Below are 23,864 nucleotides of genomic sequence, written 5' to 3'. Positions count from 1 at the left end.
GTGGAACCTTAATAGATTATACACAAAAGTTTTATAAATACCAGAAGGAAAAAAATCAAACCTTGTTTTTGTAATACCCCAAGCATCTTCTCGTTCTTTTCGCTCTGGAAATGAAAATCCAAGAGACCTTCTCGCTTTGGTAGACTTTCAGGTGGTATGCGCTTCCAATGCTTATGCGCAATCTTAATTAATGTATCTGGTAGTTCTTTAATCAATGAACTATTTCTTACACCTCCTAAAGCCTTTTTAATTACTAATTCACTGAAACCATTTAGTCTTCCGTACTCGTCTGTATTTGAGCTACACTCTTCAACAAATATGCCTAATTCATCTTTACAATAATTCGCAAAGCCAAAGAGCATATAAAGCAAGCTTGTTTGTTGATAATCATTTCTAGAATAACTCCAATGGTCATTTTCATTATAAATTTCTTTTATGTGATGAAAAACTATTTCATTAGCTGCCTTTATTTCTCTACTAGAACAGACCTTGAATTGAAAAAGAAATTTATATTCCCAATCCAGTAAAAAATTTGTTATAGATTTTCTGATACTTATTATACTAGAAATATTAGAAGATAAAAAACTAAGAGCTTCTTCCCAACAAGAGCCTACAGGAAATAAAATATCATTTGAGTTTTCTTTGTTAAAACTATATTCTCGACAAGTTGTACGTATAAGTAAAATACACCTATTTAAAAATTCACAATCATTCTCCAATAATTTAGAAGAAAAATGTTTAAAAAAAGAACTGCAATCATCTGACCTAAATACGGCCGTAAGTATTTCGTCAGTCCAATATGTTGGGATTGATTCGTTATTTATAGTCAAAGTAATTAAGCTCGCTACTTTATCTATGTCATTAGTAAGTAACTCTTCAACCCATAACCTAAAAGCTCTTCTTAGAGCTGGTTGGTTACCAAGTTTATTAAATAATTCCGCTTTGTTAGAAAGTTTGTTTTCAATTGATGCAATGTGTTTTACTAATGCCCAATCTTCTAAAATATCGTGTGATGGGGAAAACTGAAATTTATTATTATTTCGAACTATTATATTGTCGCTCTCTAAAAGTTCTATTGCCTCATAATTTATTTTATCATCTTCTGGTTCAAAAAACAATCTCATATTGATAGCTCTACCTACCGCAATGTGACTAAAAGTAATACCTCGTTTCCTCGGAAGACCATTTTTTGTTACAGTTGAATTTTCGATAACTTCATTCCACAATATCTCCTTAAACTCTGAATAGTTAATATTATCTGAAATATTATCATTTTCTTTTATTGCTGAAATTGTAAAATCAAGATATTTAGGGCTTTTTAAAACTTCACTTATCTTATCATTTAAAAGGAAATTAGTTAATTGAGGAAATTCATTTTTGACTGACTCTATTTCATCATCATCCAAAAGTGGTATCTCTACAACATTTATTTTTTTTGAGTTGATACCAAACTTCTGTTTGATAACATTAACTGCATAAGACCTACAGGTCATTAAAAGTTTTATCCCTTTATTCTCAGAAATGATTGATAGTAATTGTTTAAAAGCAGAATCGGGTTGAGCTTCTAATAGTTTTTCTGCACTATCGATTACTATAATTTTGTTAGGGGTTGTTGATATTAAACTAAATAAATCGATTAAACTATAGTTTATTCCTACTTCACTAAATACTTGAGCTAAGGATGATTTATTAAGTTGGTCTGCTTTAAAAATTATTGGTGATGTATCAGACAACTCTTCACCTAAAATGTCTTTTATAATTGATGATTTGCCAACACCAGGATATCCTGTTATTATAGAAATATCTGATTGATTTACTGATTCTAGTATTGATTTTTTAACTATAGTTCTATCAATATGATAACCTCCAATGGTGTTTTTAAATGGTTTTAAAAGTAATTGACCGTCTTGATGGATTTTTTTAAATGATGAATACGCATCATTGGATATAGATAAATCAAAATAGGTGTAAGGTTGAAAATTGCCTAAATCTTTTTTAGTAATACTCCCACCATTTCTATTATATGTGGCAACTTCGTTTAAAAGAACACTCCAAATTTCATTAGCAGTAGTTGTCGTTTCTTTTGATTTTGATAACCTTATAAGGTTAAGCAGATAAGTTTCATCCGTACTTGCATCAGTTGTAAAGTCATACGCCAGTAGATTAAAGCATTTTAAAAACTGAAATAATTCTTCTTTAGTAACCGCTTCTCCTTTTGCTAGATTTAGACTTTCTTCAAATATATCAAGAGCTTCTTTTTTTATTTTAGTTCTATTAATTTCAGAAAAAAAATCTTTTGAATTACTCTGTTTAGAAGCAATTTGACATAAATAAACAATATGGTTTTTATCATTATTAGTTAGGCTAGATTTAATGAGAAACATTTTATCTTTTTGTCTATCGAAATGACTAGCATTATTAAAATCCTTCCAAAAAGCATTAATTACCTCTAAGAAGACTTCATTCTTTGATGAAATAGGAATGTTATATTTTATTTGAGAAATTATCCTTTTAGTAGTATTACCTTCTTCTATCTTTAAGAATAAATCATCAGTTTGATACCCTTTATTTTTATTTTGAAATCCAATTTCACTAATACTACCATCAGTGAATGATGGCACCATTCCATTAATCATCATTTGTAATAAAAATGATGCTTGTACATAATTTTCATAATTGAAACCACCTCCACCAGTTTGAAATACACTTGCTTCTCCTGCCATTTAATTTACTTTTTTATATTTTACCATATTAATTTACAACTCACTTACATCATCTATATTTATTCTTACTTTTTCCCTAAGTTTGATAAATAGTTCCCCAAAGTTTAAGACAGTTTAGCAATCTTCTAGTTTTTGGGTTGGCTTTCTTAGGAATTAGAGCATGTTTAAATAAGATTCTTATAAATTACCTTATTCTATTGAGAATGATTTGACAATTCTGCCATAATACCCAAGATTCTTGACTTTCCTTCGTTTTTTCATAGTCTTTATCGAGTCTTCTGAAGAAGTTGAAGATACCGAAAGTCCTTTCAGTTACCCATCTCCACTTCAAGGGAACAAAACCTTTTGTGGATGGGGGAGTTGATGATATCTTTACCTCAAGTCCAATTACATTTTCTTCAGCCCACCTCTTAAATATTGTTTTGTAGGCATGATCAGCTACTATTTTTTCCATCCTATCCAGGTACCCTAATAAAGGTTCCACAACTTTGTTGGCTACTACCCCATCAGCTTCATTGGCAGCCCCTACAACAACCCCCCAAACTAAACCTAACGTATCAGTAATTACGTGACGTTTACGGCCATTTACCTTTTTATTACCGTCAACCCCTTTTGACATACTTGTAAAAGGACCGGACTTTATGGATTGACTATCAATGGATAACAAGCTAGGTGTTGGTTCTTTCCCTTGTCGGTTCCGCTCCATTTTGTTAAGCTCAATATTTAATCTCTCTTGTGTCCCATCTTTTTGCCATTTGCGAAAGTAATAGTATACACTTTGCCATTTTGGAAAACTATCCGGGAGGTTACGCCACTGAGTACCTGTACGGAGTTGCCATAAAATAGCGTCTACAATATCCCGTAGTTTATAATGCCCCCGGGTTTTCTTAGGTAAAAATAATTCCATATATTCCCATTGCTGGGTAGTTAATCTGTTATATTTAGATTGCATAAACATTGTTGTTTTAGTCAACTACAAAGTTTAGACTATCCAGCTTTTTAACAAAAAAATTATCCGAAAATTTAGTTTAAACATGCTCTTAAGTACATTACACATTCTTACTTTTATTAAATTAAAATTCTTTCAAAAATTCCAATAATTTTAAAACTTTCCATTTCATGTTGTGCAAGTTGTAGAGGGATAAAAGAATTATTAAAAGATCTGGGACGTAACGTTATCGATTCGTGTTCCCATGTTTGTTCGTTATTTTTTTTAATACTCGAATATTCTTTAACTGTATAGCCAGCTCCAAAACAATCATTTTGAATCTCATATGATTGTGCCAAAACTATTTTACCATTTCGTGATCCACCTCTATATCTTTTGAACAAACAAATAGACCCATTTGGAATAATTTTGTTCATAGATTCGCCAATCACTGTACAAGAAAAATAATCTTCTGAAAATCTCATATATTTTGGTAATTCTATCCATCTAGTTAAGTTTGCTTTTTGTAGTTCACTGAAACTTCCGGCTGCAACTTGAAGATCAAAATAAGGAATACTATTTTCAAAATGATCACCACTCATTTTTAATCTTGAAGATTCAATAATTGTTTCGGTTAATTCGTATTGTTCAACATGAGACGATAGATATTCTCTCAAGTTTTCATCACAAGCATATAGGTATGTTCCTTTTATACCTCTAAGCATTAAAGTTTTATAAATATTTAGGATATACGCGTGTAAAATTTTTGGATCACTGATAGATTGTTTTCCATTTATATCAAAATAGTTTTTTTCTTTAATAAAGATTTCCTTTTTTTCTTTAGAATATGATATCTCATTCCCAAAAATTATACCTGCATAGTTTAGATCATATCCTTGAGTGGTATGAATACAGCCAACTTCATTAATAGCATTTGGTGAATTAATCCAATCTATATTTGTAGAATTCCATTTTAGCTTAACATCCTCAATTATAATATCCCATAAATTGCCATTCTTATTGGAGATCCATTTCCAGGAATAGCCAGCGATCATTCGTGACAATCCGACCTCTTTATCTCTTTTTTTGATTTCTTTTACAAATGAATGGATATTGTCAAAGAGTAGAAAGTCGTAATTTTTATCAGTATAAATTTCATTTGTTTCCTTTAATTTACAGTTAAGTAAATTATCAATAAATGTTACGTAAGAATTACCTCCTTTCACCCTAAATTGAGAACGTAAATATTTTATTTGAGTATTTTTTTGAGACTTGAGAGCATCAAAGTCATCTTTCGGAATGTCAGATGGTTTTATTGATTGAGCATCATCATAAAAAAGGATAGATTTTGAACTTTGTAGTAATACCCAGTCTAATTCATTACCTTTCAATTTTTCAAGATTAAGTTTAGCGTTAATCTTGTCAAACGCACCAAAATAAGCACCTAAATTTACTCTTCTCCTCAACCTATGAGATTCATCAACAATTATAATATCATATTTATTTTTCCCAAGTTCAGCAGGTCCTATCACCATGTTAGCTTTTAATCCCTGTATATTTTTAAAAACCTTCTTTAACGTATTTCTGAGAGAAGACATGGGTACTACTAGCGCAATCTTAGGTAAAACTAGCTTATCTTTTAATTTTTCTACTTTGTGTCTAATTATAATTTCATCATTACCAAAATCTCTGTAATTGAATTCTGCGCTATCTGAGTTTAACAACTTGAAGAGAAAAATCGCCAATATTGTCTTCCCCGTTCCGGCAGCTCCTTCAATAAAAGTTCTACGAACTGTATCATTTAATAAACTATCAAGTATCACTTGAAGTCCTTCTATTTGTTCATTTGTTAGGCTTTTGTATGGAGAATATTTAAATAAATCCGAATTATCTATATGAGACAAAGAATGTTTGGCAACACCTTCTCCTCTTAGTCGATTCCAAATGTTCTTGAAAATACTTAGATATACTTCTTTCTTTTGATAGTAATTATGATTTGCTATACCCAAATTTGCATTGAGCAATTTGTACTGTCCATCTCCAAAAAGATATTTAATCAACAGTGATTCAATATCTAGTGTGGCAGATTTATTAAAAGAAGGACTACTTATAAGCCTAAACGTTTTTAGTGAATTCTTTCTACTGTTTTTTAAATGAGTCTTAAGACGAATAATCGTATCGGTAGTTTCTCCGACGTAGGCTTCTTTTACTATTTCATCATGAAGTAAGTATACCACAGGCCAAAGATTGTTCGCATAAAAATTATCTAGTGCATCTATACTTGAGATATTGAAATCATGTATTTCAATTTTAAAAGCTTCCTTGCCAATCATAATTGATTATACTTTTTAGCAGACCCTTTTGATTTTTCAACGGTATATTTTTGTGCGTTAAGCTTAATTTTATCTTTTACAATTTGGGAAGGATCAAGGTTGTGTTTTTCTGCAAGCAGTAAAACAAATGAAATAATGTCTGCCAATTCTTCTTTTAACCGTTCTTTATCAACATCTTCATTAGATTTCCATAAAAAGAGCTCATTTAATTCTGATGCCTCAATAGAAATTGCTAAAGCTAAATCCTTAGAATTGTGAAATTGTTTCCAATCTCTATCATCCCTAAATTTTATTAGTAAATCTGTTAAATTCTTAATTTCACTCATATCTCTTTATCTGTATTAGATTAGATTCTAACATCGATTTCCAATTGAACTTGGATAATACTAAAATTAAATTTATTCAATTCGGTTTATTTCTTTTTGGATTGCTTTGTTTATATTCTCAGGTATGTCTAATTTCCCAGCAACCTCCATCCATCTTGGAATTAACGCCTGCACCTCTTTAACGATCCCCTTGGGATTCTTAATAACAAACTTTTCCGCAATCATTAGCAAGTCTTTTGCAGTAATCTCGGTACGCTTTCCATTAATAGACAAAGCCCTAGAGGTAGTTTTAAATGTAAATAGTGGGTTGAGTGCATAGGTCAAATCATATGCGGGTGCTAAATTCCAACTATTCTTTTCTTTGTTATAGATAAAACTATGGTTCTTTAAATGGTCATCTACATTTCTAAAGATAAGATTGAACACCATACGCTTAAACAACTGTTGTAAGTCTTTATGTGGTACTTCTAATGCTAAGGCTACTTTAAAAACATTCTCGTAGGACGAGTTTTCTGGTTGACTTTTGAAGTCCCAACCCGTTAAACCTGTTACGGTTAATACGTGCTGTTTTTCTCCGTTTTGTCTATCATATCTAAGTGTGGCGAAGTGCTTATCTTCTATCAACTTAGAGGGCATCATATCAATACCTGCTTCTTGCGCTAGTAAATAATAGGCGTATTCTACTTTTTCTTTGTTATAGCCATCACTATTATCAAGATGTAACTTGACTAGATAGTGGTTGTAGTCCTCGCTTGTTACGCTATCTCCAGCTATGATTTTACCAGTTTCTTTATGTTCTGAGATTAAGATTTTAGGTCTGGCACCACCCGCAGACGTTCCTATTTTGAAAACATTTAGTAAAGACAAATCATTAAGGGCTACCCCAGACGTATCTTCTTTTAGTTTCAATACTTTTTCTAAGATGCTAATGATTTCATTAATATTTATAGATGAAGTATTGGGTAGCTCTTTTACGGGTTTGTATTCTAAGGCTCCCATACCACGATCGGCTACATATGCCAACTGTTCCAACGGTGTCACTTTTTGGATACCTCTTGCTGTTAACCATTCTTGAAAAATAATATTTCCAAAGGTATCAGGCAACGAATCCGCTATCATTGGCGGTAAACCTTGAAACGTATCTTGTTGGTATTCCGTAAATACCTGCGCTGATTTGGTACGTTTGAAAATAAACGGAAACAGTTTTGAGTATTTTCCAGTATCTAAAAATTCAGGATTATATTGAAAAAAAGATTTACCTTGGTCTATATCATAGCCTAATTTGCCAATCTCTTGACCAAAAGCAATTATAGCTATGATTTTATCCCTAGCCATCTATTAATATAGTGAAACGTCATTTTGATCAACAATGACTTTATCTATTTGATTGGCTATAGATGGTAGTAATCCAAAATGATTTGCTACTTTTAAAATAGTATCGAGGGTAGCATTTTTACCATTCTCGATGTTTTGAATAGTGGTACTAGAGACATCAAGCATTTCTGCTAGTTCATCTCTAGAGAGCTCATTTGATTTACGAAGTGCTTTACATACCTTGCCAATTTTGACTTTAACCTCTTTTATTGTAGTTATATCTAACATATTATACCAATATAATGGTTAAATATAGGCATTATAAGTCATATTTACCATTATAACACTAAAAAATAATAATTTTTACATCAGTTTGCACTTAATCTAATCAGATGGAATATCCTGAGTCTAACCAACTTTTAATGAAATAACCTTCAACTTTTACCAATATACTGATTTTAACTTTTGACCAATATAGTATATATAACAGTTCTAAAAAAAGTTGAGTATTTGATAAATTGAATATATTAGCACTACTATCAGTTTTTGTTTTTAATCTAAGCATCTAATACCCCTTAAATCTATATTGTAAGTGAACTTAGAAAGTCAACTTGTATTTTTCTTTAGCGCTCTCGGAGTTTTTAACGGTTTTTTACTTAGTTTTTACCTGCTTTTCTTTCGCAAAGAGAACAAATTACCTAACTATTTTTTAGGCCTGTTAATCCTAATGCTTAGTATTCGTATAGGTAAATCAGTTTATATGGTATACAATAAAAATTACGTATTTCTATACATTCAGATGGGTCTTTCTGCTTGTTTTCTTATTGGAGTTATGCTGTATTATTATACCCTGGCTACCCTACAAAATATAAAGCGTATTCCACAATCGTGGAAAATACATATAAGTTTATTAGCTGTATTTATTACGACAGTGGGTATTTGGAAGCCCTACCAAACAGAAAGAGCCTTTTGGAACCCTCATTTTGTACAATTTATTTACTTAATATGGGGTATTTATATTGCATTAACCATATATACCCTTAGAAAGGTTATCGTAAAATTCTTTAGAAAAAAAACTTCTTGCAGCCTACAAGAAGTATGGTTACTTGTAGTTTGTGCAAGTGTTTTAGCCATCTTTATTGCCTATAATGTGGGTGGAAAAACCTGGTATATTTCTGGGGCTATTTCTTTTTCGGTAGTATCCTATTTGCTGATTTTCTTTTTATTGTTTAAAAAAAACAGAAAGGATATTTTTAATAAAGAAGAATATAAATATGCTACTAAAAAAATCACTTTACCAGAAGCTGAATTATTATTGGATAAGTTAAAAGTACTAATGTCAGAAGAAAAATTATATACGGATAGTGAAATCAAACTAAAAAACCTTGCAACCAAATTGAACATTTCTGCTCATAAATTATCGCAACTGCTAAACGATAATTTAGGAAAATCATTCTCCTCTTATATCAACGAATGGAGAGTGGAAGAAGCAAAACAACTACTAGTACATGACTCAAAATATACCCTGGAAGCTATAGGTATTGAAGCAGGGTTCAGCTCAAAATCTACCTTTTATACTACTTTTAAAAAACTAACTGGAAAAACACCAGCTGAGTATAAAAAGGAAAAATCAAGAGGTTTTAGTCCGAAATTATAATTCTGAACCTTTCAATTATAACTTCGAACCACCGTTTTCTATTGTTTTTAGAGATTTACCGCAAATCATAAAAACAATACAAATGAAATTCAAAATCCTACTTTTTACTTTTATTAATCTTACCATCATAGGTATAAAAGCGCAGTCTACAGATGATATGGCTGTTGCAGAAGTTTTAAATAATTATATTAACGGAAGCTCTTTTAATAATGCTGAACAACTTCAAAGTGCCTTTAGCAATAACGCGACTTTGTATTTAACCTTGAGAGATGGAGAAAAACGTCTATCATCAGACGAGTATGTTGCATTTTATAAGGATAAAGAAAAAGGTAGTTTTAGTGGCCGAATTGGAAACATCTTGTCTATTGCTATTGACAACGACATTGCTACCGCTCAGGTTGAAATTGTGATTCCCGAAGCGGATTTAATCTTCACAGATTTGTTCTTACTCAAAAATATTGAAAGTCAGTGGAAAATAGTAAGTAAAACTGCCACCAAGAAAAAACAAGAACATCACGGAAGAATCTTGTTTATAGTTTCAAACGCTGATTTCTATAAAGGTACCACTATTAAAACGGGGACTAGTTTTTCTGAAATAGTGTTGGCTTATGATACCTTTATAAAAGCCGGATATTACGTAGATTTTGTCAGTCCGGAAGGTGGGGCTATCTCCTCTGTTTATTATGCTAAAAATGATACCATTCAAAAGGCTTATTATGAAAATCAACCTTTTATGAACCGCTTAAAGTATACTAAAAAGCCAACAGAGGTAAATCCTTCGAGTTATAATGCCGTTTATTATGTAGGTGGAGGAGCTGCGATGTTTGATGTACCGGAAAATAAAGAAATCCAGGCTATTGCAATGTCAATTTATGAAAAACAAAACGGAATTATATCTGCGGTATGCCATGGAACCGCCGGTATTGTCAATTTAAAGACAAAAGATGAAAATTATCTGGTAGCCAATAAAGAAATTAGCGGATGGCCGGAAGCTTATGAAAATGTAGAAAAACCGTACTTTACATCTTTTCCTTTTTTAATTGGAGAAACTATTGAAAAGCATGGTGGAACTTTTACTTACGGTAAAAGAGATGATATTCATTATGTAGTAGACGGCAGGGTAATTACCGGTCAAAGCAACCTGACTTCCGCAGCGGTGGCACATGAGGTAGTTTCTTATTTGGAGAAAAATAAAAAGGAATAATATCTAATTTTGGAGTAATAGTGTAACTAGAAAAGGAACGATAGTACAACCGTTTCTTTTTTTAAACTCTTTATAATTTTCCAGAAGCACTTCCCTCCTTTTTTGCTTGTTTTTTAGCACTTTTTCTTCGGCTATCCATTACTTCGTCCATTTTATAAGCAAGGTTTTGGTTGTTACTGACCATATTTCGGACTTCATCCGGAGTAAGTTTGACTGCTTTTACATCATTTTTAGCTTTGGCAGTCATAGAACTTCTCCTTCCGGACAGCAAGGCTACTTCGCCAAAAAAGTCTCCCTCGCTAATTGTATTTACTAAAATGTCTTTTCCCGTATTTCCTTTGATTAATAATTCAATTTCCCCCTGTATCAAAATATAAATAACTCCGGTGGCATCACCCTGACGAATAATTATTTCACCCGCCCCAAAATATAGAATTCTTCCGCTTTCAGCTAATGATTTTTTATAAGATTCCAGAGGTAATTGACTAGGTAATTCTTTTAACTTCTTATCTAATTCATTAGCATAGGTTTCCTTCGGGGGAATCGTATTTTCCGCGCGATGCAGGGTAAGTTGCGGATAAGGTATGGTAAGATGATAGCGTTGGGCAGCGTACCAGACCCGGGTCATAAAAGCATCGGTAATTTCTTCATGAAATTCAAAAGAGTTAATCCCAAATTCTACTTCGTACTGAATTGCCGAATCACCGTAGGTATTTGTTTTAACTTCAGGTTCCGGATGATCAAGAATACCGGGAGTGTTTAAACAGGTATTTAGTAAGGCTTCTTTTACCGTATTTGGGGGATCTTGATAGGAGAAATTGACTATTTGTTTGATGATATGAACTTTAGTAGGTTTACTAAAATTCATGATAACATTCTGACCAACCATCAAGTGCGGTATGACGATCAACTCTTTTTCACGGGTTAATATATGTACGGCTCGCCAATTCATTTCTATAACCTTACCATAGCGCTCATCTACTTTAATGTAATCACCTACTTCAAAAGGTTTTTCGTAAACCAAAGCAATACCGGAAAACAGATTACCCAGCGTATCCTGCAAAGCTAAACCTAACACAAAAGATCCTAAACCTAATGCTGTGACCAATCCGCCCAGTTCTACATTCCACACCGCAGAAAGTAATATGGCAGATCCAACTAGCACTAAAAATACCCGTATAATATCCAGGAATAATTGAGGAACGTTTTTACTAAAAAGTGAAAAGCCATCTTTACTAAAAAAGAACCGTGTAACCAGCGTAAGGCCGGTATTAATAGCCAATACCCCAATAAGCGTTTCTAGGATATTAATAGCAAGTGAATCCCGATCGAAATTAAAAATGCGAACTAGTAAAATAACCAGAACTCCTAAGGGTAAAATAAAGTTCCGAACCGATTGGATAGGTTTACCTAAGTGCGGGTCACGTTGTGTGGCAAAATAACCTATCTCATTGAGTAATACCACTAATAACGGAAAACCAATTAATAACCCAAAACCCCAATGCCAGATAGGACTTAACTCCGTAAAATTAGTAAACCATGTCTCCACTCTACACCGTTTTTATGGTAAAAATTCTTTTTCCTGACATCGTACCTTCCCCAACGGGGGTAAATGTATATAAATCGCTTAATCGCTCGGTAACTTCTTCTGATAATACCAGCGATATATCTTGAGTTTTATGGTTCATGGTAAATAAATAATTGATCGTTTCACCCCAGACATCAAAACTAAACTTATCTGTGCCTACGATTCCAGCCATCACATTACCCGTATGCACGCTGGTTTTCATTTGTAAATCCAACTTTCGGTTAAGATTAATTTGTGCGAGTAATTGTTTAATTTCTAATGCGAATTGTACAATGCGCTTCGCATGGTCTAAACGGGGTTCAAATAAACCACAGGCGGCAAAATATGTATCTCCTACAGTACGTAATTTTTCTACATAGTTTCTGGCAGCTGCTTCGTCAAAAGCATCTACTAAGTCATTTAGAATCGTAGCGGATTTTTTAGCTCCCACCTGATTGGTCAATGCTCCAAAACCTACAATATCTACGGTAATAAAAGATACATTCTGATATTCATCAGCAAAGGTACGTTCGCCTTTTTTAATCCGGTTGATAAAATCCGGAGGAACAAAATTTTCTAAAAGATTTTGATTTTCCTGTAGTTGATCTTGAATTGCTTTCTTTTGCTCGTCCAGTTGTCCGATCATTGTATTAAACGTATCTCCTAGTACCCCGAATTCATCTTTAGATTTAATTACCACTTTTTGTGAAGTGTCTCCATTAATTAACTGTTTTGCCGCTTGGGTAAGTTTTTCCACTGGTTTTACAAAGCGGTTGGCTAAAATTAAAGATAACAACGTAATACATAAGATAAGGACTAATGTTTGTATAAAAATACTCTTATTAAATTCAGTCACAGGTTGAAAAGATTCTTCTTTATCTTTTTTTGAAACAATTGCCCAGTCCAATCCGGGAAAATTAAGGGGTTCATAATGGCGTATAACTTCAATCCCCCGATAATCCGAATCTTCTATTACCCCGGATTTACCTTCAAAGGCTTCGTTTAAAGAATTGCTATGTATTTTTTGCTGAAGAACAGTACTCCCGTAGCGGTACATACGATCTATGTTAGCTTCAACTTCTCCTTTTTGCAATAAGGTTTTACGATAGCCTAAAGAATCCTGAATAAAAAAACGGGATACTGATCGCATCAAATGATCTTGTCCTACCAGAAAAGTTTCTCCGGTTTTACCTAAACCGTCCGTTTCCCATTGTTTTCCACCGGTCATAATACGATTGATTTCACCAATAGGTAATTGGAAAATTAAGCCTCCCACCGTTTGCCCCTCGATCGTAAGTGGTATCCCAATAAAGGCAGCTGGTGCCCCGTAAGACGGTCGGTAAGGCGCAAAATCAATCCAGGAAGCTTTTTGCAGGTCACTATTAGTTTGTAACCTTCGGGCTAAATCCGCCAAATTACTGGATCGATACGGTCCGGTATACAGATTAGTCGCAAAATCAGTTTCCTTAAATACTGAATAAACAATATCCCCTTTCTTTAAATCAACTATAAAAATGTCGTAGAAATTGTATTTTTTTAATAACATCCGGAAGAAAGGATGATACTTTTGATGAACGGAAGAATATGCCGAACTATCTGGAGCATAGTTCATTTTATCTTTTTCACCAAGCGGATTTGGGTTATTAACAATATATTCAAACTGAAGATAGCAACCTTCTAAACTTTTAGGATAATAAAGCAGCTGATCCTTTTTAATTTCCATGTTTTGAGACAACCGATCTATAAATTGTGTATAATAATTACCCAAAGCCGAAGAACACTCAGCGTTTAACTGCTCTTCTTCTAACTTATAAAAAGCTTCGGAAAATGCTTCTGCGGATTCTATTACCGTAGGGTTTTGTCCCATAACTTCCACCACATTCTCAATACTTGTTAGATAAGTTTTTATCTGATCCTTTTTGGAAGAAAGCACAATACTCAACTGATCGTTTACTTCTTTAGCAATAATTTTTTGCCCGTAATCTGAGCCTAAATAGCCCAGGATAGCGCAAGATAGGATTCCAACCAAGAGAAGCATCAGCATAATGCGCGTGCGGATGGTTATTGTTCGCATAATATACAATTAGAAAATAATTCAAACTTTACTACCAACCGTATCTTACCCTTACCAAAGCTTTTGTAGGTTGAACTAGGTAAAGTTTGAATTTAGCTTTTTTTCAAATATAATATTATCCTATAATAATGAGGTAAGGGTTGGGCGTTTTATGTTGGGAAGCTATCTTTTAAAGTAGATCACTAATTTGTAATACGGCATTTTTCTATACATCACTATTTAACTACTATACTGTTTGGTTGGAATTTATAGGTGTGAACTATTTGTTATATTTTTCGTTACAGGGCCATAAATTGAAGAAAATACTACTACTCATCATATTTTAGAAATTAGGGTTATAATCTGTATAATTTTAATACAAGTTATTAGAAAATGATGATCTCCCCCTTTGGCTAACTGGTGGTCTGTGCTGACTAAGAGGTTATTAAAGCTTATTTCAAAACAAAACTGGTAGCTCCCTTCCGGGATGGTACGTCCGTATACCCTTGGGCTGATACCCCTCAAATTAGGAAGTTCAAAGTACGGGGCGAGTTCGACGTTGGTAAGGTTAAGCGGTGTTCCTCATCCAGGATTAAAAATTCTCCATTCTCCACTATTAGAAATTTTATAAGTACCATCTTCGAATACTGTAATCAAACCTTTAGGAGCTTTAACTTGTGCTCCTATTTTATTTGCTAAGTTCTTTCTATAATCTGATATATTATCAAAATCTTTAAATGTATGTTTGAAAAAAAAGGTGTATTTGGATTATTACTTTGTTTTGAATCACTTAAAACCCTTTCAATACTGAACAATAATAATTATAATTGATCATTAGGATTTTCAAAACACCAATCATCAAAATAACCGCCTCCGGATTCTATGTCCTCCATATCTTTCAAAAAAAAGAACGTTTCTCTATGAAAAGAAATACAGTGATCCGGATTTAAACGTAAATATTCCAAAGAAAAGTCATACATTAATCTCGGATAATCAGTTTGGTCTGTTACACCTAATCGATTATAAAGTTTGTTATTTTTAATGATTTTCATTTGATCATATCTTAACTCAAGATAAAAATATTCCTCTTCATCTTTTTTATAATGTTTAGCAATATATAAGTCAACGTAATTTTTGGAATTATCTTTCACTTCCTCCATATGAAATTTAAACCCATTTTTCAATGACAAAGATGCTATACTGGCAATACTTTCTTCAGGAGTTACTTTCCTAGTAGACAATATAAGAAGTCCCATTATTTTAAAATTTTTGCAAGTTCATCCAATGAATTAATTAGTATAATACCATCAGGTATTTGAGATAATATTTAGGCCTTTTCCGAGGCTGTTAGTAATTCGTCAATGTAAAGTATAGGCCTTTTATTGAATGGATTTAAAAAGTTATCCAAATTGCGATCAACAAATTTATCTAATTGCCCCTCTTTTATTGATTTGTATGTTTTTTTAATTTCAATAATATGAGATTTGGTTAATACATCAATATCACCTGCCAAATTATTAGTTGTGGTATTTTTAATTTTCAATCCGAAGGCTTCTATTTCAATGCCTAATTTATTAATAAAATCACCTACCTTTCCTTCGGTTAATTTACCAACATTTTTACTTTCTAAGGCACTTTTAATTGCTTGTTTTATAGAATTTGGATGTTGATCTGTCCACTTAAGTATGTTTTTTGCAGGGTTAGTATATTCTACTTTATTACCATTTCTTACAATCGATCCAATTACCTTTTCTGTCGCATCATCCAACTTCCCAACCGCGGTTCTATAATTACCCTGGGCATCTTTCATGATATCAAACACCCTATCGCTAATTGTACGGCCATCATCCATTTGTACGATTAACCCATTAGGGGTGACTAACTGCCCTACCGGTTGTAAATTATCATCAATACTTTGTATGAACGCCCGTTCCAAGATAATTAATTTTTCTTTGGTAATTCGAGCAATCTCCTGACCTTCTACAAAAATTGCGGAAGTAACATCATCAATACGTTTTATTACTGTTTTTAAACCTTTACCCGTACTTTTGATAAAACTGACAAAGCTTTTTGGTATTTTCTTTAAAGAAGTTAATAAGGTAGAGGTAACTTTTCCCGTTTTTAGTAATGTATTAAGTTCCCCTATCCCAAAAAACATGGTACCTACATCAAATATAAGCTTCCCTTGGTTATACCTTGCTTTGGGGGTTAAGGCAATGGTAGTATCTATGTATTTCTTAAACTCTTGTTTAAACGTTGTTTTTATGGTACTTGCCAGTTGGTCTTTTTCTTCTAATTGTTTTACCAGTAGTATAATCTCAACGGTTTGCTTCCTGATCTCAGTAGCTTCTGAGGTTAAGAAAAATGGACTTAACGGGTCCCAGGCTTCTTTAAATTGGTAAAGGTCTACAGCAATGGCAACAGACTCCCATGCCCCATCGATAAACCCGGCGTAATAAGCCATGGCTGGGTTTACTTCATGATCCCATAGGCATTTGGGTACAATACCATTCTTTTGTGTTTTAAAATCTTCCCCGCAGTTCTTGGTAAAATTTAAAACTACTTTTAATATTTCATAGGTAGTATATCCTGCAATTAGTTCTTCATTCAAAAACTCAAAGTCATCTTTATACTTTTCTAAAAGACCATCCAAAGAAGAACTAACATTGACAATAGCAGAACCTATAGCCCCTTTAAGGTCAAAAGATAGTACATTATTGTACAATTTTGCCAGCTCATGCTGTGTGATTGCACCGTTATAGTATTGATCACCAAATACTACTTTATACTTGGTTTCATTATTTTTAAAATCGTAATGTACCCATAATAAATATTCATCAGAAGCTACGTTTGCCATTTTCTCTTTAATGGTTTTGTAATCTTCATTGGTTTCTAACGCTTCACCTAAATTAGATTTAGAAACATAGTAGGTTTTGTTATTCGCACCTTTAAGGGTAGTATAATTAAAATAAGTAGCGTCACTATTACCCTGCGAAGGCGCTAGCTCTGAAAGGTTTAGCACCGGGGTTTCTGCTTTTTGTGGAAATTGTATGGTTTTATCTGCAATAGAAAACTTTATAGCCCCGTCAAAGTAGGTATCATTTGTAATTACATCGTTTTTATTCACTATATTTTGACCCCCTTCAAATGCGCCTAATTCTTTTTGGAGTTGTTCGGTAATACCATCTACTTTCTCCCTAAATTCCCTAACCCTTTCTTTATCTGCATCGTCTCCTTTGGTTAGTTCTTCTTCTATTTCTTCTTTTAACTGCTCTTGCTCTTCAATTTGTTCTTCCAATTCGTCCGCTTCTTCTTGGGTAATGGCACCGCTTGTTAAAGCTTCGCGTACTTTATCCCGGTTGTTGTTTATAATACCCCCGATGCTTTCCAACCACTCCGTAACTGGTAGGTTCACAATCATCTCCTCCCCTTCCCCAAACACCGGGTCGTATAAAGTGACGATCTCCCCTTTGGCTAACTGGTAGTCCGTATTAACAAGGATGTTATTAAAGGTTACCCCAAATCGGGCTTGTTCTAAGTAAGGTACCCGTACAAAACCACTCCCGGAGATTACCCCGTCCTGTTCGCTGGTAATATCCGTGATGGTCACCATAAAGTCCCCTGCCGTGATCCTATCCCCGATGAGTAGGTTCGGGTGGCCTTCCCGGTTGGTGATCGCTATGGCATCCGGTACGATCCCGCAGTTATAGTTGGCGGTCTTGTCTTCTGCGGCTTCGGTGGTGATGCTTTGGGTTTTAGTATAGGGGCTGTAGCCAAATTTACACTTGCCCCGGAGTTTGAATTCATAGGTAGTGTTGGGTTTTAAGTCCCATACCGTAGCCCATCCGGCATTGGTACGTTTGCTAAACCACCGGGCATTGGCTTTTCCTTTTTCCCGGTAGCTGATCTCGTATTCGTTGTACACCGTAGGGTCTTCATCCCAGAAGATGTTCATCCGGGAGAGGCCTTTAGGTTCGCCGTAGACTCCCGTGGGAATAACACAAGGCTTGGTTTTGCTAAACCAGTAGATCTCGCTTTTCCCTTCGTTTTTAAACAGTCCGATCTCTTCTGCCCCTTTAATGGCTTTTGCCTGTACCTGCCAGGCGTAACGTTTATCGTTAAGTAGCGGGGGCTGGGCGGGGCCGTAGACAAAACTAGTGGTCCTGGTGGTGGTTTGGAATACCGGGGGTGAAGATAGAAAAGCCGTCCTGGGGTCTACCCGTTCATCCCAAATCTCTACAAGGCTTAGTTCGTATTCTACATTACTGACATTGATATGCCGGGGTGTCCACTGGAAGACAATGTTTTCTACTGCTTTGGGTTCTAAAATGGCATCTTGCAGGGGAAGGTTGAGTAGCGGGGGTTCGTTTTTAAAGATAAAGGTAGTAGCACAAGTTTTATCCCCTAGTTTATTACCTGTAATAACATCAAAAACTTCAAAACAAAACTGGTAGCTTCCTTCCGGGATGGTACGTCCGTATACCCTTGAGCTGATACCTCTCAAATTAGGGAGTTCAAAGTATGGGGCGAGTTCAGCATTGGTTAGGTTAAGCGGTGTTCCCCCGTCTATAAACAACGCTGGTGCACCTGTAACATTGTCCACGCTTTCAAAAGCAATCCCGTTGCCTTCAAAGTAGGCTTTTAACCGGATTTGCCTTCTGTTAATGGATAAGTCACCTAACAGTAAACGAACTTGCAAGGGGCTATTTAACGTACTGCCGTCAGCGTAGTTATAAAAGTTTACCAGGGCCGGGGGGATTACCCGGGGGAGTACTTGTACCGGGAAGCGTTGGATAGAAGGGTAATTGTTTGTGCGTAACCCTTCGCTACACTATGGGTCGGGCTATCCGCTATATCTTTTTTGTTTTTCTCAAAACAAAAAAGGATGTCACTACTATCCCTTACGCAATATGACTAATCAAGATATTTATTTAATTTTGCTTTGTTCTCTTCAATTACCTGCGCTAATTTTTCTATATTCAAAACTCCACTAGCGTCTTTTACTAAAGGTTTAAGTTTGTTAATTTCAGGATAATTTGGATTGTCGCTAGAATTATAGAATTGCCAAAATATCTCAATGTCTAGATTTTTCATAATAATTTCAAAGCTTGAATATTTACTTTTTTTAATTTCTTTCCATTCGCCGTCCACCTTCTTTAAAATTAATATTTTACTTTCTGACTCATTTAGAGATAAAACTCTAAATTTTATAATTGATGTAAAGTTAGCTTCAGAACCATAAGTAAATTTATACTCTAATAATATTTTTGAATTAGAATTAGCTTCTAAATCTTGCTTATATTTATTATAAAGTACGTTTTCTGATTGTCCTAATAAATTGGGTTTATAGGCAATTGAATCAATTCCTTTTGACGGATAGTAGTTGTAATTTAAAATATGTGGTCTAATAACTTTTGACGAATGATTCAATTTCACATCTTTACCTTTAAAAGCTGAATAATCAACCTCTTGTGTATAAAGATTAAAAAAACAGATAAAAAAAATAATTTGAGATAAAATTCGTATCATCATTTCCAATTTAAAGGATTGGTAAAATAATTTTTTTCGATCTCCGACAATTTTCTTTTCATCAGTTTATTAAAACTAAAACCATTATTATCAGTAACGTCATTAATTAAAGCATATTCCATCTCGTTTATACCTTCACCTAATAATATTCTTCCAAAAATTTCTGGTTTAAAAACCATTAATGCCATTGCAATTTTTGTCGTGTATGGTGTTGATGTAGTTTTCCATATATCTTCTTGTTTTTGCATTACTATTGAACCGGCAATAGGCTTTTTGTTTGGTTGATGATAATAAAACTTAACTATTGCCATTTGGAAGTTATTAGCTATAAATTCTAATTTAGATTGTAATTCAAAATACTTTTGATCAATATTTATTGTTTTTACTTTGTTAAAATGCTCTTGACCTTTTTTATCAGATTCATTACTTCCCCCTAAAGTATTGTAATCAACCCATTCTTGATTTGACGCACTTAATATAGAACTCATTAATTGTTCCGGATATAAATTTAATGCTTCGTTTTTATTTTTATAAATTGCTTTAGCTTTAAAAGGTGGTTTATAAACATGATATTTAGAATTCTTTATGTTCCCAGAATTTAAAATGATTCTGTTTCCAATTTCATCTTTTTGACAGAATAAAGAATTAAAAAAGATTAAAAAAATCAAGTATGTTATAATTTTTATCATTATTTCTTTTTATATAGATAAATTATTAAAGGAAAGATTAATAAAGGTAAAAGTAACTCAAAAATAGATTTACGTAAATAACTAAATCTATCAAACTCTATTTGACCATCTTTTATTAAGATAGCATTTTTTTTATTTTTAATAAAAAAAACTTCATAATTTGTTTTAGATAAATCTGCATGATTATGAATATTAAATATTTTCTTATTACCTGGTGCCAATCCTAAATTTACTCTATAATCTAAACCATTTATTGTACCAATACCGTAACAATTTGAATCATCTCCTCCATGACTACTACCACAATCAAAAGATTTTATATTTATAATACCTTTTTCATACCTATTAAAATTCAAAAAGATTGATAACGACCTTATTCCTATAATTAAAAAAATTATAGAAGGAATTATACCTATAAAAATTAATACTGCAATCAAAATCTTTCTATTTTCTTTCTTCATTTTTTAAGGATAAATTTTAATTCTTTGAGACAACTGTTTTTCAAAGGTATCTTTAAAAATTATATAGTCTCCTGTTTTAATTTCTCCATTAAAACCACCAATTAAAGGTTCGAGATAAATCTCTGGTTTAAAATTAGTATTATTACTAGTGGTAAAATTAACTTTACCAGAAACACTTAGCTTTGATTTTCCATACGCTTTTAAATTAATTGTTACCAATTCAACTTCAGGCAAAACATTTGCTTTTGCACCAAATTCAAGACCTCCTTCTCCTTTTATAGCTATTGTATTCATAACTATATTAAATGTCTTCTGATCACTTCTTTTTTGATAACGAAGAATTCCACTTGTCTTTAAAGAAGCTATTATATCTATATAAGCACCAATTTCACCAATACTATAGTCTATCCAAGGAATAGTTAAGTCTATTGAATAAGGAGGAGGCAATGGTACTTTATATTTTAAATCTAAACTTGCATTAATACCACCATCCCTAATTATATTATAGAATCTGCTAATTTCATCTTCCTGATTAAACTCACTTCCAAAAAATTCAATTTTAGGTTCTATTTTCAACTTATATTTACCAAATTTTTCTGTTATTTCATTTAATCTTTTCATATTTTTAAAAACGGTATTGATAGTATTTTGAATAGAGGGAGGTACGACTTTAATTTTTTGTTTATTCTCTTTTACCCATTGTACATCAACATTTTTTTCTAATACTTCTGAATAACCTCCTTTGACAGCTGTATTTATTTTATCGGAGTTCTCCACAAGATTTCTAGTAATTATCTTTTCCCCTTCATTCTTAGGACTATAAGAAGAAGTACCTGGTTTATCATAAAACCATTGTATATTTGAGTTGTCAATTTGTTCTTTTGGTAGTTCAGATTCAATTTCGATGTTATAAACTACTTCTTTTTTTGTATCGGTTGCACTAGGAGGGTCTATTAAATAAAGTGTCTCTCCTGACTTCGCTATTCGTTTTGGTTTATCTTTATGGGTAGCGATTAGTTCTACAAGTTCAAAAGGCTCCTTGACTACCTTTATAAATACCCGAACTTCTTTAGATTTTCCTTCAGGGAAATCATCTTCTGACTTCCAGTATTCTGCTCCTAATACCAAGTTGTCACCGTAGTCTTTAATTAAGTTAACTTCTATGGCTTTTCCATTACCTAAAGATGAGGAAGCTTCTTTCACATCTAGATTTGTATAAAATGCCCAGTCAACTTTGGCTTCTTCCTTAATCCCGATGATTTTAAAAAGTTGCTTTCCTAAGTTTCTATTGAAAGGAATATTTATAGTATCTGTATGTTTATAATTTTGACCTTTATATTGGATAACTACACTACTAATATTTGCACTATTGGTTTGAGCTGAATTCAGTTTTTGTCCTATTTGTTCTGTTATTTTTTCAGTTGACTCCCTAGCCTCTCTAACCTTTTCTTTATCTGCATCATCTCCTTTGGTTAGTTCTTCTTCTATTTCTTCCTTTAGTTGCTCTTGCTCCTCAATCTGTTCTTCCAATTCGTCCGCTTCTTCTTGGGTTATGTTACCATTTACTAAAGCTTCATGTACTTTATTTCGGTTGTTGTTTATAACGCCTCTAATATTTTCCAACCATTCCGTAACCGGTAGGTTCACAATCATCTCCTCCCCTTCCCCAAACACCGGGTCGTATAAAGTGACGATCTCCCCTTTGGCTAACTGGTAGTCCGTATTAACAAGGATGTTATTAAAGGTTACCCCAAATCGGGCTTGTTCTAAGTAAGGTACCCGTACAAAACCACTCCCGGAGATTACCCCGTCCTGTTCGCTGGTAATATCCGTAATGGTCACTATAAAGTCCCCTGCCGTGATCCTATCCCCGATAAGGATGTTCGGATGGCCTTCCCGGTTGGTGATCGCTATGGCATCCGGTACGATCCCGCAGTTATAGTTGGCGGTCTTGTCTTCTGCGGCTTCGGTGGTGATGCTTTGGGTTTTAGTATAGGGGCTGTAGCCAAATTTACACTTGCCCCGGAGTTTGAATTCATAGGTAGTGTTGGGTTTTAAGTCCCATACCGTAGCCCATCCGGCATTGGTACGTTTGCTAAACCACCGGGCATTGGCTTTTCCTTTTTCCCGGTAGGTAATTTCATATTCGTTGTACACCGTAAGGTCTTCGTCCCAGAAGATGTTCATCCGAGAGAGACCTTTGGGTTCGCCGTAAACCCCGGTTGGCATAACACAAGGCTCGGTTTTGCTAAACCAGTAGATCTCGCTTTTTCCTTCGTTTTTAAACAGTCCGATCTCTTCTGCCCCTTTAATGGCTTTTGCCTTTACCTGCCAGGCGTAGCGTTTATCGTTAAGTAGCGGGGGCTGGGCGGGGCCGTAGACAAAACTAGTGGCCCTGGTGGTGGTTTGGAATACCGGGGGTGAAGATAGAAAAGCCGTCCTGGGGTCTACCCGTTCATCCCAAATCTCTACAAGGCTTAGTTCGTATTCGACATTACTAACATTGATATGCCGGGGTGTCCACTGAAAGACAATGTTTTCTACTGCTTTGGGTTCTAAAATGGCATCTTGTAGGGGAAGGTTGAGTAGCGGGGGTTCGTTTTTAAAGATAAAGGTAGTAGCACAAGTTTTATCCCCTAGTTTATTACCCGTAATAAGATCAAAAACTTCAAAACAAAACTGGTAGCTCCCTTCCGGGATGGTACGTCCGTAAACCCTTGAGCTGATACCCCTCAAATTAGGGAGTTCAAAGTACGGAGCAAGTTCGACGTTAGTAAGGTAAAGAGGTGTTCCCCCGTCTATTAACAACACTGGTGCACCTGTAACATTGTCTATGCTTTCAAAAGCAATCCCGTTGCCTTCAAAGTAGACTTTTAACCGGATTTGCCTTCTGTTAATAGATAAGTCACCTAACAGTAAAAGAACTTGCAAGGGGCTATTTAACGTACTGCCGTCAGCGTAGTTATAAAAGTTTACCGGGGCTGGGGGAACTACACGCGGGAATACTTGTACCGGGAAGCGTTGGGCGGTAACGTTTGAAAAAAACGAAAGGAAAAGGAAATATAGCATGTATTTTTTCA

The 23,864-nt window shown here is 34.0% G+C and carries 16 protein-coding genes; 2 read left to right on the top strand and 14 right to left on the bottom strand.

From position 1 onward, the window contains the following. Positions 1–8 precede the first annotated feature (8 nt). From NBT05_RS12915 to NBT05_RS12890, 6 genes are all read right to left on the bottom strand, one after another. Positions 9–2,723 (bottom strand): ATP-binding protein, encoded by a 2,715-nt coding sequence (locus NBT05_RS12915; RefSeq protein ID WP_265770272.1) that lies wholly within the window; start codon positions 2,721–2,723, stop codon positions 9–11. A gap of 184 nt (positions 2,724–2,907) precedes the next feature. Continuing rightward, positions 2,908–3,675: an IS5 family transposase gene (locus NBT05_RS12910; RefSeq protein WP_265770084.1), complete on the bottom strand. Its 768-nt coding sequence runs from the start codon at positions 3,673–3,675 to the stop codon at positions 2,908–2,910. Positions 3,676–3,791: 116 nt separating this feature from the next. After that, complete coding sequence (locus NBT05_RS12905) at positions 3,792–5,984, bottom strand: DNA/RNA helicase domain-containing protein (RefSeq protein WP_265770271.1); 2,193 nt, start codon at positions 5,982–5,984, stop codon at positions 3,792–3,794. After that, a complete protein-coding gene (locus tag NBT05_RS12900; RefSeq protein ID WP_265770270.1) occupies positions 5,981–6,310 on the bottom strand; it encodes a nucleotide pyrophosphohydrolase in 330 nt (109 codons plus the stop codon). The genes NBT05_RS12905 and NBT05_RS12900 overlap by 4 nt, the downstream gene beginning before the upstream one ends. A 72-nt stretch (positions 6,311–6,382) precedes the next feature. Next, positions 6,383–7,645, bottom strand: coding sequence for a type II toxin-antitoxin system HipA family toxin (locus NBT05_RS12895; RefSeq protein WP_265770269.1), 1,263 nt, complete (start codon positions 7,643–7,645; stop codon positions 6,383–6,385). Positions 7,646–7,648: 3 nt separating this feature from the next. Continuing rightward, a complete protein-coding gene (locus tag NBT05_RS12890; protein WP_265770268.1) occupies positions 7,649–7,912 on the bottom strand; it encodes a helix-turn-helix domain-containing protein in 264 nt (87 codons plus the stop codon). A gap of 472 nt (positions 7,913–8,384) precedes the next feature. On the opposite strand from NBT05_RS12890, the gene NBT05_RS12885 reads away from it, so the two are divergent. Together NBT05_RS12885 and NBT05_RS12880 are read left to right on the top strand one after the other, a co-directional pair. After that, the gene (locus NBT05_RS12885; protein ID WP_265770266.1) at positions 8,385–9,281 is read left to right on the top strand and encodes a helix-turn-helix domain-containing protein; all 897 of its coding nucleotides are present in this window, start codon (positions 8,385–8,387) and stop codon (positions 9,279–9,281) included. Between the two features lie 82 nt (positions 9,282–9,363). Then, complete coding sequence (locus NBT05_RS12880; RefSeq protein WP_265770265.1) at positions 9,364–10,485, top strand: nuclear transport factor 2 family protein; 1,122 nt, start codon at positions 9,364–9,366, stop codon at positions 10,483–10,485. A gap of 70 nt (positions 10,486–10,555) precedes the next feature. On the opposite strand, the gene NBT05_RS12875 is transcribed toward NBT05_RS12880, so the two are convergent. The 8 genes from NBT05_RS12875 to NBT05_RS12840 form a co-directional block, all read right to left on the bottom strand. Then, positions 10,556–12,034, bottom strand: coding sequence for a mechanosensitive ion channel family protein (locus NBT05_RS12875; RefSeq protein WP_265770264.1), 1,479 nt, complete (start codon positions 12,032–12,034; stop codon positions 10,556–10,558). A 1-nt stretch (position 12,035) separates the two neighbouring features. Then, positions 12,036–14,126 (bottom strand): adenylate/guanylate cyclase domain-containing protein, encoded by a 2,091-nt coding sequence (locus tag NBT05_RS12870; RefSeq protein ID WP_265770263.1) that lies wholly within the window; start codon positions 14,124–14,126, stop codon positions 12,036–12,038. Positions 14,127–14,926: 800 nt separating this feature from the next. Further along, the gene (locus NBT05_RS12865; RefSeq protein ID WP_265770261.1) at positions 14,927–15,361 is read right to left on the bottom strand and encodes a hypothetical protein; all 435 of its coding nucleotides are present in this window, start codon (positions 15,359–15,361) and stop codon (positions 14,927–14,929) included. Positions 15,362–15,432: 71 nt separating this feature from the next. Beyond that, positions 15,433–18,804, bottom strand: coding sequence for a fibronectin type III domain-containing protein (locus tag NBT05_RS12860; protein ID WP_265770260.1), 3,372 nt, complete (start codon positions 18,802–18,804; stop codon positions 15,433–15,435). A gap of 215 nt (positions 18,805–19,019) precedes the next feature. Next, positions 19,020–19,637 carry a hypothetical protein gene (locus NBT05_RS12855; protein WP_265770259.1) on the bottom strand — a complete coding sequence of 206 codons (618 nt, stop codon included), beginning with the start codon at positions 19,635–19,637 and terminating at the stop codon, positions 19,020–19,022. After that, positions 19,634–20,323, bottom strand: coding sequence for a hypothetical protein (locus tag NBT05_RS12850; protein WP_265770258.1), 690 nt, complete (start codon positions 20,321–20,323; stop codon positions 19,634–19,636). Before NBT05_RS12850 ends, NBT05_RS12855 begins: the two co-directional genes overlap by 4 nt. Continuing rightward, the gene (locus tag NBT05_RS12845) at positions 20,323–20,784 is read right to left on the bottom strand and encodes a hypothetical protein (protein ID WP_265770257.1); all 462 of its coding nucleotides are present in this window, start codon (positions 20,782–20,784) and stop codon (positions 20,323–20,325) included. The genes NBT05_RS12850 and NBT05_RS12845 overlap by 1 nt, the downstream gene beginning before the upstream one ends. Before the next feature lie 3 nt (positions 20,785–20,787). Further along, positions 20,788–23,853: a fibronectin type III domain-containing protein gene (locus tag NBT05_RS12840; RefSeq protein WP_265770256.1), complete on the bottom strand. Its 3,066-nt coding sequence runs from the start codon at positions 23,851–23,853 to the stop codon at positions 20,788–20,790. Positions 23,854–23,864 lie beyond the last annotated feature (11 nt).

Origin of the sequence: Aquimarina sp. ERC-38 (assembly GCF_026222555.1) — a bacterium.
GTDB lineage: Bacteria > Bacteroidota > Bacteroidia > Flavobacteriales > Flavobacteriaceae > Aquimarina.
Note: the sequence above shows the minus strand (reverse complement) of the source record. Positions and strands in the feature narration are given on the sequence as shown.

Bases quoted from the DNA above. Each gene is read 5' to 3' on its own strand.
- NBT05_RS12915 (WP_265770272.1), bottom strand. From the start codon at position 2,723: ATGGCAGGAGAAGCAAGTGTATTTCAAACTGGTGGAGGTGGTTTCAAT.
- NBT05_RS12910 (WP_265770084.1), bottom strand. From the start codon at position 3,675: ATGCAATCTAAATATAACAGATTAACTACCCAGCAATGGGAATATATG.
- NBT05_RS12905 (WP_265770271.1), bottom strand. From the start codon at position 5,984: ATGATTGGCAAGGAAGCTTTTAAAATTGAAATACATGATTTCAATATC.
- NBT05_RS12900 (WP_265770270.1), bottom strand. From the start codon at position 6,310: ATGAGTGAAATTAAGAATTTAACAGATTTACTAATAAAATTTAGGGAT.
- NBT05_RS12895 (WP_265770269.1), bottom strand. From the start codon at position 7,645: ATGGCTAGGGATAAAATCATAGCTATAATTGCTTTTGGTCAAGAGATT.
- NBT05_RS12890 (WP_265770268.1), bottom strand. From the start codon at position 7,912: ATGTTAGATATAACTACAATAAAAGAGGTTAAAGTCAAAATTGGCAAG.
- NBT05_RS12885 (WP_265770266.1), top strand. From the start codon at position 8,385: ATGGTATACAATAAAAATTACGTATTTCTATACATTCAGATGGGTCTT.
- NBT05_RS12880 (WP_265770265.1), top strand. From the start codon at position 9,364: ATGAAATTCAAAATCCTACTTTTTACTTTTATTAATCTTACCATCATA.
- NBT05_RS12870 (WP_265770263.1), bottom strand. From the start codon at position 14,126: ATGCGAACAATAACCATCCGCACGCGCATTATGCTGATGCTTCTCTTG.
- NBT05_RS12865 (WP_265770261.1), bottom strand. From the start codon at position 15,361: ATGGGACTTCTTATATTGTCTACTAGGAAAGTAACTCCTGAAGAAAGT.
- NBT05_RS12855 (WP_265770259.1), bottom strand. From the start codon at position 19,637: ATGATGATACGAATTTTATCTCAAATTATTTTTTTTATCTGTTTTTTT.
- NBT05_RS12850 (WP_265770258.1), bottom strand. From the start codon at position 20,323: ATGATAAAAATTATAACATACTTGATTTTTTTAATCTTTTTTAATTCT.
- NBT05_RS12845 (WP_265770257.1), bottom strand. From the start codon at position 20,784: ATGAAGAAAGAAAATAGAAAGATTTTGATTGCAGTATTAATTTTTATA.
- NBT05_RS12840 (WP_265770256.1), bottom strand. From the start codon at position 23,853: ATGCTATATTTCCTTTTCCTTTCGTTTTTTTCAAACGTTACCGCCCAA.